The organism is Vibrio rhizosphaerae (genome assembly GCF_024347095.1).
GTDB classification, from domain to species: Bacteria; Pseudomonadota; Gammaproteobacteria; order Enterobacterales; family Vibrionaceae; genus Vibrio; species Vibrio rhizosphaerae.
Genome location: NZ_AP024903.1, coordinates 1997072 through 2008506, shown reverse-complemented (window position 1 = coordinate 2008506; position 11435 = coordinate 1997072). Strand labels below are relative to the sequence as shown.

Below are 11435 nucleotides of genomic sequence, written 5' to 3'. Positions count from 1 at the left end.
TGGTGGAGCTTTTTTATTTCCTTTTTACTGAAGGTTTTTGTTTTATATCTTGAGTTTATTTTATTTGAATCGTCCGGCGAAAATAATTAGATACTTATTCAGTCTATGTATTTATTCGGTTATATAATATAAAACACAACGAAATATGTGATACCCATTATCACATAGGAGATATATTTTGAACTCAGACATATTACAGCTTGAATTCCCTAGTCAGCTTTATGAACGGATTGAAGCCTCTCTCATACAATTATTGGGAAATGATCTCGTCGTGAAAAATTATGATGAATATCGCTCGATGACTATTGAATCTCTGACACTCCTGATTGAGTTTCGCTATGGAAGAGCAGGGAGCCGAAATGAGCGAGGGCAATACTGTCATGGTTTTCATATTCGGATTCATTGCCTCTTACCGCGTTCAGCTGAGCGGGCGTTTCTCCAAGTCTTGGATAGCATTGCCATGATTGAACGCTTTATCGATAGAAACTGCTGGGGTGTTGATATCCGTCAGATCGATATGCCTGAATTTTTACGTACAGAACCAAGCGGACTTCAGTATCAACTGGATCAGGTGATTGGTCGGGCAGTCAGCTGGCGGCAAAACCTGTACCTTGGCGAGCCTCTCATTCAACCAGATGAAGCGCGAGGTGGGATTGCCTGGGCGGTGAATCCGGAACACTTGGATGACGCGGATGAATATCAGCCGTTGGAGGTCAAGTATGCGTCAGGCAATTGAATTACTCGTCCGGGAAATGCTGACTCCCTATTTAGAGCGAATTGAAATGCTTTCCAGTGAACTGGAAGAGTTACGACGTCGCAACCGGAGCCTGATTCGATTAGGGCGGGTTGAGGCCATTCATGAAAACGGCTGGTTGATCAAAGTGAAACACGGTGACTTGACGACTCCGTTTATTCGCTGGTTTGCTTCTTCTGCCGGTGAAACCAGAGACTATCGCTGTCCGTCGGTTGGTGAGCAAGCTTTGGTGCTTAATTATGGTGCCGGTGATAACGGCAGCCAGACGGTCGCTCTGACAGGATTATTCAGTGATAACTTCCCGTCTCCGAGTGGCGATCCCAACGAAATCTTACGGGTTTATCCGGATGGCAGTCGTACCAGCTATCATGCAAAAAATCATGTCTTGACCGTCGATATTAAAGGCGATGTTCACATCAATGTCGAAAAAAGTGCGCAGATTGTCGCTGGTGATGTGGCAACCGTGGATGCCAAAAGTATTGCTTTGAACGGTGGGTCATCTTGTGTCACGACAGCACACATTTGTCATTTTACCGGCAATCCACACGCCGATGGTTCCAGTACAGTCACAGCGGGGAAATAATATGGCTATCAATGCAGATACTTTAGAAGGGATGATCATCCAGAAATTAGAAAATGCGGGCTTTCGGACCGCTATCAAACATGCTTATGCCCAAGTGATGGTGAAAGCGATTGCTCAAGCTGTTGTTGAACATATTCAAGGGCAAGCGGAAGTAAACGTCACTGGTGGTTCGTCGGCCGGCGTCTATAAGGTGAGCTAATGATTGGTATTGATCGGATAACCGGCAGACAAATTGAAGGCTATGAACAGTTAGTCAGTCGGGTGACTCAAGTCATGACCACCCCGTTAGGAGGCCGCGTGAAACGCGCGGCTTTCGGTAGCCGGGTGCGGGAACATTTAGCGGCGAATATGACTGACCATATGCTAGTTCGTACTCAGTCCGCTGCGCTTGAGGCATTTTATAACCCAGAAAACGGACTGTCTGATTTTATCCCGGACAGTTGTATTGCAACACGTCACGCGACTGGCCTAAGCCTTTATTTTTCAGGCAATTGGAAAGGGCGGACAGTTAAGTTTGAGGTACCCCTGAATGTTTCCACATCAGAATCCACTACCTAAACCAGAAATCATCCAGACCCCACCGTTTGAAGTTCTGCTCCAACAAGTAAAGCGCGATATTTTGGCATACTTTGCACAGCATTCTCCAGATGATGCGACTGCGGTGAATGAAACACTCGGCAATGAAGCTGAATTACTGACTAAATTTGTCGAAGCATTTACGGTGATTTTGCAAAACCATATCCGGCAATTGAATGACCAGGCACAACAGATGTTTGGCATGTATGCGACGGATAATGACATGATCGACTTAATTGTAAGTCAGTTAGGTGTGACTCGGCAGATGCTTGATCCCGGAGACCCCGGTGCATTTCCTCCGATTCCACCAGTCATGGAGAGTAATGATTCGCTGCTCTCCCGATACTATTTGGCCGCTTATGCTTTAGCGAGTACCGGTACACGATCCGGATACCGTTTTCATGCCATGACTCTAGGGGGCCGACCTGAAGTTCAGATCAATAGCCATGAGAAAAATCGAGTCGTCGTGACTTATGAGTATCAGGCGCATGACATGGCTGGCTTGACGAAAGATGCACAAGCCCGGCAAGTGTCTCCCGGTGTCGTTGATTGTTTTATTCTGGCGCATGAAGGCAATGGTCTGCCAAGTCCGTCGTTGATCGAGGCGACTCAAACTTATCTGGAGCGGGATGACATCGCTCAGGAAACCGATTTGATCACTGTAAAAGCGCCTGATATTCGCCCATGGCAGTGTGAAGCGAAGCTTTATATCCGCCCCGGTCCCGATGCTGATGTTGTGCGGATGGCGGCAGAGCAAGCAGTGAAAGCTTATGCCCTGAAACAACATCGACTCGGTGCCAGCATCGAGTCATCCATGCTCTACAGTGTGCTATTGGAGTCAACCGGAGCACACCGTGGGGACGTTATTCAACCTGAGCAGCCATTGCGTTGTGCTTACAGTGAGGCACCTTATCTTGAGTCAGTCAAAATTACCGTTGACACTGAAAACATATAGTGTCCTCCCGGACAACCGCAGTCTGCTCGAACGTTCAATGGAGTTGTCATTTAGCCAGCAAATTTATGCCATTGACAATCCATACCCCCATCTACTGGATGCCCAGAAAACGGCGATGGAAATTGTTCCTTATCTCGCTGCTGAGTTTCAACTCACAGTATGGGAGACGGCTGATACAGAACTGGTTAAACGCAACCTGGCCGGACATGCATGGCAGGTTCGGAAAATGAGCGGCACCCGTGCCGGGCTCAAGTTAGCACTGGAATCATTTGATTTTCAAAGTCAAATCAAACCATGGTATCAGCAAGAGCCACAAGGTCAGCCATATAGCTTAGAGATCGTGGCTTGGGAAAGTGGTAACAAGCCAGTCAACGTTACCAATGTCAAAAAGCTACTCGCTTATATTGAAGACACCAAATCAGAACGGGATCAAATCGAGCTTTCCTTGATGTTTGGGGTTGAAACGAGCATGGGTATCACCGGTGCAATCGCTCCGGTGACCAATACACAGAAGACCTCGGGTTATGCGCAGTTATGGCCAATGCCAGAGGCTCTCGTTGCTCTTTCTGTCAGTGGTGCGACCGCGCCCGGGATGAGTATCAATACAGTTGAGGCAAGTGCTGTTACTCCAGTCATTGCTGGATATAGTCAAATTAAGGTGACGGGTTATGCAGCGCATTACAACATCACCGTTTTAACCATGAATGCGAGAGCTACATTATGAGTGAAGACACAATTAAGTTAGTGATCACCCGCAAAGGCCTGGAGGAATGTATCAGCGCCAAAGCAAAGGGGATCCAGTTATCATTAAAATGGGTATCAGCCGGTGATCGGGCCTATACCCCAAATCCGAATCAAACGACGTTGCAGAATGAATTACAGCGGGTTGAATTTAGTGAATTCAAAGATATAGGTGGCAGCCAGATACAGGCGGTGGCTAAGTTCTCTGGACCTGATGAATATCCCATTCGTGAACTCGGCTTTTGGCTAGAAGATGGCACCTTGTTTGGTGTGATTTCTGCGCCGAATACAACGCTGAACTATAAAGCGAGAAATGGCCATTGTATTCAGCCGTTTACGTTAGATTTAAGCGCTCTGCCTAGCGATACCGTGACGGTCGTGGTGGGCACAGAAAATCTCAACATTTTGATTGATACAGAAATGATGATGGATGCAGTTGCGTTTTTACGTAGTCAGGTAATTCAAATTAAACAAGGTCATACATATATGAATATGAGTGAGAGATTGAGGATATTGGAGGCTAATCATGGCTAATATCATTGAAGAATTGCAGTTACTTAAACAAGCATCGCAAGAACAAACGGCAGCTTCTCAAGCTGTCGTACAGGCAGTGTCTGGCAAAATGGCTGCGATTGATAAAAACATCAACGATTCAATAGCCAAGGTTGAAAGTACATATGACCAAAAAAACAGCAATCTGACTATCATCGCAACAGATGGGTATCGAAAGGCTATCGAGCATAACTCCGGCGGTCGAAATACCGTCATTTATGATGCTCAGGGTAACCCGAATATCATGTGCGTTATTCCGCGCTTCAACATTGAAGATCTGGGATTAGCCGATCTTAATCTTGGCACCGGCGTTCATCCTGCATTTATAACCAACGGAGCGCCTCGCGGTGAAATTCTCGTCGGCAAATATCTGGCATCGGCAGCAGCAGACGGTTCCGCCGTCATCGGTGGCCCTCAACCGCGAACCTCGGTTAACTATGACACTGCAAAGCAGCTCTGCACACAGAAAGGCGACAACTGGCACCTGATGTCGATTCATGAGTGGGCCGCGATTGCGCTCTGGTCTCTGGCGAACGGCACAGTACCTCGCGGCAATACGTACCATGGCCGCAGCTATGAGGCGAAGTGGGAAACCGCTCGCCGTGTCGACGACGGATTGCCCGGCGATACCAACGGCACCGGACGAACCGGCACAGGCAAAGGTCCTGTCACGTGGAATCACGATCATAGCGGGTTCGGTGTATGTGACCTGGTTGGCAATGTGTGGGAGTGGATTGACCAGATGAAGCTGGATGACGGGCAGATCCTGACAACGCTGGATAACAATCCGGCAGTTGCTGAGGGCAACTGGCATCGTCACCCTGCGTATTTTGATTTAACCTCTGAAAATCAAAGCGGAACAGGTTACATCGGTTCGCCAGTACTCAGCAACTCAGTGACCAAGCGTAACGGGCCTGCTGATAACGATATTTACAAGTATCCGTATATGCATAACTCGCATTTTGCTGCGATCACCAAGTCGGCCGGTTATACGCCTAACGAGTTGTTGCGTCGATTGCTGATTGAATCCGCAACCACGGCTACAGTTGGCGGCGGGATCTGGTGTCTCAACTATGGCGAGCGGCTCCCGTTTCGCGGGGCCAGCTGGTACGATGGATCGTTCTCCGGACTGGGCGCACTCGCTCTGAACTATGGTCGGTCATACTCGTACAGTAACATCGGTTTTCGTCCCGCTTTCTTTGTTTAACCGGAGTAAAACAGATGTTTAGTTATATTTTTCAGGGTCGAACTCAAACAGATACGACCTACAGCTATATGAATTCGTTGGGTATGACTCAGGAGCAGATCGAGTCTGTTTTGCAGCAAAAAGATTTTGAGGAGGCTCAAAACATTGTCAAACGACAAGGAGCTTACCGCGTTGAGTCAGACCCTCTGTTTATGGAGTGGCAGTACGACAAGACGCCTGAATCTGAGCAAGTTTGGCGTGATAAAGTCGCTGAGATTAAAGCCCGTTACCCGCTGCTATCAGAATCGTAATGAACCGCTTAAATTAGGCGGTTTTTTTATCCCCAAATCCCAGCCTGATGCTGAGTTTTTAGGCACCTTGTTTGGGGTGATTTCTGCGCCGAATACAATGCTGAACTATAACAATGCTGAACTATAACAATGCTGAACTATAACAATGCTGAACTATAAATCGAGAAATGACCATTGCATTCAGTCGTTTACGTTAGATTTAAGCGCCCTGTCTAGCGATAGCGTGACGGTCGTGGTGGGCACAGAAAATCGCAATATTTTGATTGATACAGAAATGATGATGGATGCAGTTGCGTTTTTACATAGTCAGGTAATTCAAATTAAACAAGGTCATAGATATATGAATATGAGTGAGAGATTGAGAATATTGGAGGCTAATCATGGCTAATATCATTGAAGAATTGCAGTTACTTAAACAAGCATCGCAAGAACAAACGGCAGCTTCTCAAGCTGTCGTACAGGCAGTGTCTGGTAAAATGGCTGCAATTGATAAAAACATCAATTACTCGATAACCAAGGTTGAAAGTATATATGACCAAAAGACCAGCAATCTGACTATCATCGCAACAGATGGGTATCGAAAGGCTATCGAGCATAACTCAGGTGGTCGAAACACGGTCATTTATGATGCTCAGGGTAACCCGAATATCATGTGCGTTATTCCGCGCTTCAACATTGAAGATCTGGGATTAGCCGATCTTAATCTTGGCACCGGCGTTCATCCTGCATTTATAACCAACGGAGCGCCTCGCGGTGAAATTCTCGTCGGCAAATATCTGGCATCGGCAGCAGCAGACGGTTCCGCCGTCATCGGCGGCCCTCAACCGCGCACCTCGGTTAACTATGACACTGCAAAGCGGCTCTGCACCCAGAAAGGCGACAACTGGCACCTGATGTCGATTCATGAGTGGGCCGCGATTGCGCTCTGGTCTCTGGCTAACGGTACAGTGCCTCGCGGCAATACGAACTATGGCCGCAGCCATGAGGCGAAGTGGGAAACCGCTCGCCGTGTCGACGACGGATTGCCCGGCGATACCAACGGCACCGGACGAACCGGCACAGGCAAAGGTCCAGTCACGTGGAATCACGATCATAGCGAGTTCGGTGTATGCGACCTGGTTGGCAATGTGTGGGAGTGGATTGACCAGATGAAGCTGGATGACGGGCAGATCCTGACAACGCTGGATAACAATCCGGCAGTTGCTGAGGCCAACTGGCATCGCCACCCAGCCTATTTTGATTCGGCATCTGACAATCAAAGCGGAACAGGTTCCATCGGTTCGCCAGTACTCAGTAACTCAGTGACTAAGCGTAACGGGCCAGCTGACGACGACAGTCACGACTATCCGTACATGTATAACTCGCATTTTGCTGCGATCACAAAGTCGGCCGGTTATACGCCTAACGAGTTGTTGCGTCGATTGCTGATTGAATCCGCAACCACGGCTACAGTTGGCGGCGGGATCTGGTGTCGCAATTATGGCGATCGATTCCCGCTTCGAGGGGGGTTCTGGTTCGATGGCCCGGTCACCGGGCTAGGCGCTCTCCATCTGCGTACTGCACGGTCTGACTCGGGCGGTTACGCTGGTTTTCGCCCCGCTTTCTTTGTTTAACAGGAGTAAAACAGATGTTTAGTTATATTTTTCAGGGTCAAACTCAAACAGATATGACCTACAGCTATATGAATTCGTTGGGTATGACTCAGGAGCAGATCGAGTCTGTTTTGCAGCAAAAAGATTTTGAGGAGGCTCAAAACATTGTTAAACGACAAGGAGCTTACCGCCTTGAGTCAGACCCTCTGTTTATGGAGTGGCAGTACGACAAGACGCCTGAATCTGAGCAAGTTTGGCGTGATAAAGTCGCTGAGATTAAAGCCCGTTACCCGCTGCCATCAGAATCGTAATGAACCGCTTAAATTAGGCGGTTTTTTTATCCCCAAATCCCAGCCTAGTACTGGGTTTTTAGGCACCTTGTTTGGGGTGATTTCTGCACCGAATACAATGCTGAACTATAAAGCGAGAAATGATCATTGTATTCAGCCATTTACGTTAGATTTAAGCGCTCTGCCTAGCGATAGCGTGATGGGAACAGAAAGCCGCAATATTTTGATTGATACAGAAATGATGATGGATGCAGTTGCGTTTTTACATAGTCAGGTAATTCAAATTAAACAAGGTCATAGATATATGAATATGAGCAAGAGATTGAGAATATTGGAGGCTAATCATGGCTAATATAATGGAAGAATTGCAGTTACTTAAACAAGTATCGCAAGAACAAACAGCAGCTTCTCAAGCTGTCGTACAGGAAGTGTCTGGCAAAATGGCTGCGATTGATAAAAATGTCAATGATTCAATGACCAAGGTTGAAAGTAAATATGACCAAGAGGCCAGCAATCTGACTATCATCGCAACAGATGGGTATCGAAAGGCTATCGAGCATAACTCCGGTGGTCGAAACACCGTCATTTATGATGCTCAGGGCAACCCGAATATCATGTGCGTTATTCCTCGCTTCAACATTGAAGATCTGGGATTAGCCGATCTTAATCTTGGCATCGGTGTTCATCCTGCATTTATAACCAACGGAGCGCCTCGCAGCGAAATTCTCGTCGGCAAATATCTGGCATCGGCAGCAGCAGGCGGCTCCGCCGTCATCGGTGGTCCTCAACCGCGCACCTCGGTTAATTATGACACTGCAAAACAGCTCTGCACGCAGAAGGGCGATAACTGGCATCTGATGTCGATTCATGAGTGGGCTGCGATCGCGCTCTGGTCTCTGGCTAACGGCACTGTACCTCGCGGCAATACGAACTATGGCCGCAGCCATGAGGCGAAGTGGGAAACCGCTCGCCGTGCTGACGACGGATTGCCCGGCGATACCAACGGCACCGGACGAACCGGCACAGGCAAAGGCCCAGTCACGTGGAATCACGATCATAGCGAATTCGGTGTATGTGACCTGGTTGGCAATGTGTGGGAGTGGATTGACCAGATGAAGCTGGATGACGGGCAGATCCTGACAACGCTGGATAACAATCCGGCAGTTACTGAGGCTAACTGGCATCGTCACCCAGCCTATTTTGATTCGACATCCGACAACCAAAGCGGCTCTGGCAATAACGGTTCACCAGTACTCAGCAACTCAGTGACCAAGCGTAACGGGCCTGCTGACGACGATAGTTACGACTATCCGTATATGTATAACCCGCATTTTGCTGCGATCACCAAGTCGGCCGGTTATACGCCTAACGAGTTGTTGCGTCGATTGCTGATTGAATCCGCAACCACGGCTACAGTTGGCGGTGGTCTCTGGTGTCGTAACTATGGCGAGCGGCTCCCGCTTCGCGGGGGAAGTTGGGGCGCTGGCTCGTCCGCCGGGCTGGGTTTGCTCTATCTGTTTCATGAGCGGTCATTCTCGTACGGCAGCATCGGTTTTCGCCCTGCTTTCTTTGTTTAACCGGAGTAAAACAGATGTTTAGTTATATTTTTCAGGGTCGAACTCAAACAGATACGACCTACAGCTATATGAATTCGTTGGGTATGACTCAGGAGCAGATCGAGTCTGTTTTGCAGCAAAAAGATTTTGAGGAGGCTCAAAACATTGTCAAACGACAAGGAGCTTACCGACTTGAGTCAGACCCTCTGTTTATGGAGTGGCAGTACGATAAGACGCCTGACTCTGAGCAAGTTTGGCGTGATAAAGTCGCTGAGATTAAGGCTCGTTACCCGCTGCCATCAGAATCGTAATGAACCGCTTAAATTAAGGCGGTTTTTTTATCCCCAAAACCCAGCCTAGTGCTGGGTTTTTTAGTTTCTGGAGACCGATATGGTAACCCAAAAGTCAAAGCTGGCAGAGCACTTATCCTATGAGGTGCTTGCACCATACCAATGCCCGAATCAGCGGCACTGGTATCAGAAAGGCGACATCGTCGATTTGCTTCCTTGTGAAGCTGAATTTTTAAAACTGGGCGGTAAGGTCAAACTGATGACCTCACTGCCTACTCAACAGAAGGAGAAGGCGAATGCCTGAAATTGCATCATTTGTGCATAACGGTATCAGTGTTATCAATCATCCCGCACCACCCCCGATGGGGCCGCTGGGAAGCATCGTTTTGGGCGTTGTCGGGACTGCACCAGATGCTGATTCATCACTGACTAAAAATACACCGATTCGTATTGCGAATATGGCTGATGCCGCGAAGCTTGATACGACCGGCGCAGAAAAAGGAACTTTGTGGCGGACTTGTTATGAAACATTCCGTTTGGTTTCCGTTCCGATTTACGTGGTGATTGTTGAGGAAGGTACGGAGCAGTCGGATACCGTCAACAATGTGATTGGTCAGGTTGACGCAACCACGGGTCAGCGGACGGGGATTCAAGCCTTGGCTGATTGTATGGAAACGCCAACCCATATCAGCGCGCCGGGATTTAACACCAAACCGGTAGCCGATGCTCTGGCCGCAATGGGGAAACGCTTATTTGCCATCCCTGTCGGTGACGGTCCGAATACCAATGATAACGATGCGGTTGCCTATTCACAGAGTCTTGGTGGTGAAGGCACAGGGTACGAATCTTTTTATCTGGTAGATCCGCAGGTGTCTGTTTACAGTCAGGCTGCAAAAGGCAATGTGTCATTCTCCGGTGCAGCGGTTGCGCTGTCTTGCTTTGCTCGTGTGAAAGCATGGGAAAGTCCGGCGAAGGGCGGCATGGGTGCATTGATCAGCGGCACAGCCCGGACGATTGACTATAACATTATGGATAAATCCACCAATGGTGATTTGTTAAATCGTCACGGCGTTTCCTATTTTGCGCGGACCTCGTTAGGTGGTTTCTCTCTGATTGGTAACCGTTGTGTGATGGGGCGCTTCGTCTCTCAGGTTGGTCTGGAATATGCCATTGTCCGTAAGTTGGCGAAGACAGCTCAGAGCGCAATGGCCAGAAATCTGAGCAAGTCCTTTATGGAACAGGAAATCACCAAACTGAATGTTTGGCTGAAATCGCTGCAAGCCGATGAAACCGTGATGGGCGCTGAAGTCTACCTTCATCCGACACTCAATAACGTTGAAAACTACCGTAATGGCGAGTGGCATATTGCGATCAAATACTACGGCTACGCGCCTAATGAACATATGGTGTACCACCTGATTGAGGACACCGGTATTGTTGAATCATTTCTTGAGGAGGTCCTTTAATGGCAGGTCAACGTTCACGAATTACGCGTTATGCCATGATTAACTCTCATCCGTTAATCAAAGAGCTAGACGAATTTACCCCACCAGAGATCAAAAAGGTTATGCAAGAAACCCGCGGTGGCTCTTTCATTCCGGGCGAGATCATGGTCGGACTTGAAAAAATGAATAGTAAGTGGAAGGTCAAAGGCGCTGATCAGGCGCTTTTGTCTGCTTATGGATTAGCGGCCGGAAGCTGGTGTCAGGTGGATATCAAAGAGTCTCATCAGGATGAAGACGGGAACAATTTTGCCATTGTATATAGCTTAACCGGTGAAATCATCTCGGTGACTGAATCGGCCAGTAAAATGGGGGAATTGCCGGATCACGATATGGAAATGTCGGTCAGAGCATACAAGAAAACCGAAGATGGCAAAGTCATCTATGACATTGATCGTCATGCCCAAATTCTCAATCTGGGTAACGGTGATCTGATGGAAGCCCATCGCCGTAATGTCGGTATGGCATAAGTTCGGTTATTTACTTTTCTGGTATTGCTACAAATCAGGCCCCTTACGGGGCCTTTTTTGTATAGAGAAAACCCCCA

General features: G+C 48.1%; 18 protein-coding genes. All 18 read left to right on the top strand.

Annotated elements, in window-relative coordinates:
- Window positions 1–178 precede the first annotated feature (178 nt).
- The 18 genes from OCV37_RS08540 (at window position 179) to OCV37_RS08455 (ending at window position 11358) form a co-directional block, all read left to right on the top strand.
- Complete coding sequence (locus OCV37_RS08540) at window positions 179–736, top strand: hypothetical protein (protein ID WP_038186204.1); 558 nt, start codon at window positions 179–181, stop codon at window positions 734–736.
- Entirely contained in the window at window positions 720–1337 is a 618-nt protein-coding gene (locus tag OCV37_RS08535; RefSeq protein ID WP_169739391.1) for a phage baseplate assembly protein V, read from the top strand. The genes OCV37_RS08540 and OCV37_RS08535 overlap by 17 nt, the downstream gene beginning before the upstream one ends.
- A 1-nt stretch (window position 1338) precedes the next feature.
- Window positions 1339–1536 carry a hypothetical protein gene (locus OCV37_RS08530; RefSeq protein WP_038186207.1) on the top strand — a complete coding sequence of 66 codons (198 nt, stop codon included), beginning with the start codon at window positions 1339–1341 and terminating at the stop codon, window positions 1534–1536.
- Window positions 1536–1895, top strand: a complete 360-nt coding sequence (locus OCV37_RS08525; protein WP_038186209.1) for a phage baseplate protein — start codon at window positions 1536–1538, stop codon at window positions 1893–1895. Before OCV37_RS08530 ends, OCV37_RS08525 begins: the two co-directional genes overlap by 1 nt.
- Entirely contained in the window at window positions 1867–2868 is a 1002-nt protein-coding gene (locus tag OCV37_RS08520) for a baseplate J/gp47 family protein (protein WP_038186212.1), read from the top strand. Before OCV37_RS08525 ends, OCV37_RS08520 begins: the two co-directional genes overlap by 29 nt.
- Window positions 2828–3592, top strand: a complete 765-nt coding sequence (locus tag OCV37_RS08515; RefSeq protein WP_051680914.1) for a phage tail protein I — start codon at window positions 2828–2830, stop codon at window positions 3590–3592. Before OCV37_RS08520 ends, OCV37_RS08515 begins: the two co-directional genes overlap by 41 nt.
- Window positions 3589–4143 (top strand): phage tail protein, encoded by a 555-nt coding sequence (locus tag OCV37_RS08510; protein ID WP_261888078.1) that lies wholly within the window; start codon window positions 3589–3591, stop codon window positions 4141–4143. Before OCV37_RS08515 ends, OCV37_RS08510 begins: the two co-directional genes overlap by 4 nt.
- Window positions 4136–5368: a formylglycine-generating enzyme family protein gene (locus OCV37_RS08505; protein WP_261888077.1), complete on the top strand. Its 1233-nt coding sequence runs from the start codon at window positions 4136–4138 to the stop codon at window positions 5366–5368. The genes OCV37_RS08510 and OCV37_RS08505 overlap by 8 nt, the downstream gene beginning before the upstream one ends.
- A gap of 14 nt (window positions 5369–5382) precedes the next feature.
- Entirely contained in the window at window positions 5383–5658 is a 276-nt protein-coding gene (locus tag OCV37_RS08500; RefSeq protein ID WP_261888076.1) for a hypothetical protein, read from the top strand.
- Between the two features lie 145 nt (window positions 5659–5803).
- Window positions 5804–6046 (top strand): hypothetical protein, encoded by a 243-nt coding sequence (locus tag OCV37_RS08495; RefSeq protein ID WP_261888075.1) that lies wholly within the window; start codon window positions 5804–5806, stop codon window positions 6044–6046.
- Complete coding sequence (locus OCV37_RS08490; RefSeq protein ID WP_261888074.1) at window positions 6039–7271, top strand: formylglycine-generating enzyme family protein; 1233 nt, start codon at window positions 6039–6041, stop codon at window positions 7269–7271. The genes OCV37_RS08495 and OCV37_RS08490 overlap by 8 nt, the downstream gene beginning before the upstream one ends.
- Before the next feature lie 14 nt (window positions 7272–7285).
- Window positions 7286–7561, top strand: a complete 276-nt coding sequence (locus tag OCV37_RS08485; RefSeq protein ID WP_261888073.1) for a hypothetical protein — start codon at window positions 7286–7288, stop codon at window positions 7559–7561.
- A complete protein-coding gene (locus OCV37_RS08480) occupies window positions 7509–7892 on the top strand; it encodes a hypothetical protein (protein WP_261888072.1) in 384 nt (127 codons plus the stop codon). The genes OCV37_RS08485 and OCV37_RS08480 overlap by 53 nt, the downstream gene beginning before the upstream one ends.
- Entirely contained in the window at window positions 7885–9117 is a 1233-nt protein-coding gene (locus tag OCV37_RS08475; RefSeq protein ID WP_261888071.1) for a formylglycine-generating enzyme family protein, read from the top strand. Before OCV37_RS08480 ends, OCV37_RS08475 begins: the two co-directional genes overlap by 8 nt.
- 14 nt (window positions 9118–9131) lie before the next feature.
- Complete coding sequence (locus tag OCV37_RS08470) at window positions 9132–9407, top strand: hypothetical protein (RefSeq protein WP_077335925.1); 276 nt, start codon at window positions 9132–9134, stop codon at window positions 9405–9407.
- Window positions 9408–9486: 79 nt separating this feature from the next.
- Window positions 9487–9690, top strand: a complete 204-nt coding sequence (locus tag OCV37_RS08465; RefSeq protein ID WP_038186215.1) for a hypothetical protein — start codon at window positions 9487–9489, stop codon at window positions 9688–9690.
- A complete protein-coding gene (locus OCV37_RS08460; protein WP_038186217.1) occupies window positions 9683–10852 on the top strand; it encodes a phage tail sheath protein in 1170 nt (389 codons plus the stop codon). Before OCV37_RS08465 ends, OCV37_RS08460 begins: the two co-directional genes overlap by 8 nt.
- Window positions 10852–11358 (top strand): phage major tail tube protein, encoded by a 507-nt coding sequence (locus OCV37_RS08455; protein WP_038186220.1) that lies wholly within the window; start codon window positions 10852–10854, stop codon window positions 11356–11358. The genes OCV37_RS08460 and OCV37_RS08455 overlap by 1 nt, the downstream gene beginning before the upstream one ends.
- The last annotated feature ends 77 nt before the right edge of the window (window positions 11359–11435 follow it).

What these genes read in the sequence shown, in the direction of transcription:
- OCV37_RS08530 (WP_038186207.1), top strand. Translation starts at nt 1,339, where the DNA reads ATGGCTATCAATGCAGATACTTTAGAAGGGATGATCATCCAGAAATTA.
- OCV37_RS08465 (WP_038186215.1), top strand. Translation starts at nt 9,487, where the DNA reads ATGGTAACCCAAAAGTCAAAGCTGGCAGAGCACTTATCCTATGAGGTG.
- OCV37_RS08535 (WP_169739391.1), top strand. Translation starts at nt 720, where the DNA reads ATGCGTCAGGCAATTGAATTACTCGTCCGGGAAATGCTGACTCCCTAT.
- OCV37_RS08490 (WP_261888074.1), top strand. Translation starts at nt 6,039, where the DNA reads ATGGCTAATATCATTGAAGAATTGCAGTTACTTAAACAAGCATCGCAA.
- OCV37_RS08505 (WP_261888077.1), top strand. Translation starts at nt 4,136, where the DNA reads ATGGCTAATATCATTGAAGAATTGCAGTTACTTAAACAAGCATCGCAA.
- OCV37_RS08460 (WP_038186217.1), top strand. Translation starts at nt 9,683, where the DNA reads ATGCCTGAAATTGCATCATTTGTGCATAACGGTATCAGTGTTATCAAT.
- OCV37_RS08495 (WP_261888075.1), top strand. Translation starts at nt 5,804, where the DNA reads ATGCTGAACTATAAATCGAGAAATGACCATTGCATTCAGTCGTTTACG.
- OCV37_RS08500 (WP_261888076.1), top strand. Translation starts at nt 5,383, where the DNA reads ATGTTTAGTTATATTTTTCAGGGTCGAACTCAAACAGATACGACCTAC.
- OCV37_RS08475 (WP_261888071.1), top strand. Translation starts at nt 7,885, where the DNA reads ATGGCTAATATAATGGAAGAATTGCAGTTACTTAAACAAGTATCGCAA.
- OCV37_RS08520 (WP_038186212.1), top strand. Translation starts at nt 1,867, where the DNA reads ATGTTTCCACATCAGAATCCACTACCTAAACCAGAAATCATCCAGACC.
- OCV37_RS08525 (WP_038186209.1), top strand. Translation starts at nt 1,536, where the DNA reads ATGATTGGTATTGATCGGATAACCGGCAGACAAATTGAAGGCTATGAA.
- OCV37_RS08485 (WP_261888073.1), top strand. Translation starts at nt 7,286, where the DNA reads ATGTTTAGTTATATTTTTCAGGGTCAAACTCAAACAGATATGACCTAC.
- OCV37_RS08455 (WP_038186220.1), top strand. Translation starts at nt 10,852, where the DNA reads ATGGCAGGTCAACGTTCACGAATTACGCGTTATGCCATGATTAACTCT.
- OCV37_RS08510 (WP_261888078.1), top strand. Translation starts at nt 3,589, where the DNA reads ATGAGTGAAGACACAATTAAGTTAGTGATCACCCGCAAAGGCCTGGAG.
- OCV37_RS08470 (WP_077335925.1), top strand. Translation starts at nt 9,132, where the DNA reads ATGTTTAGTTATATTTTTCAGGGTCGAACTCAAACAGATACGACCTAC.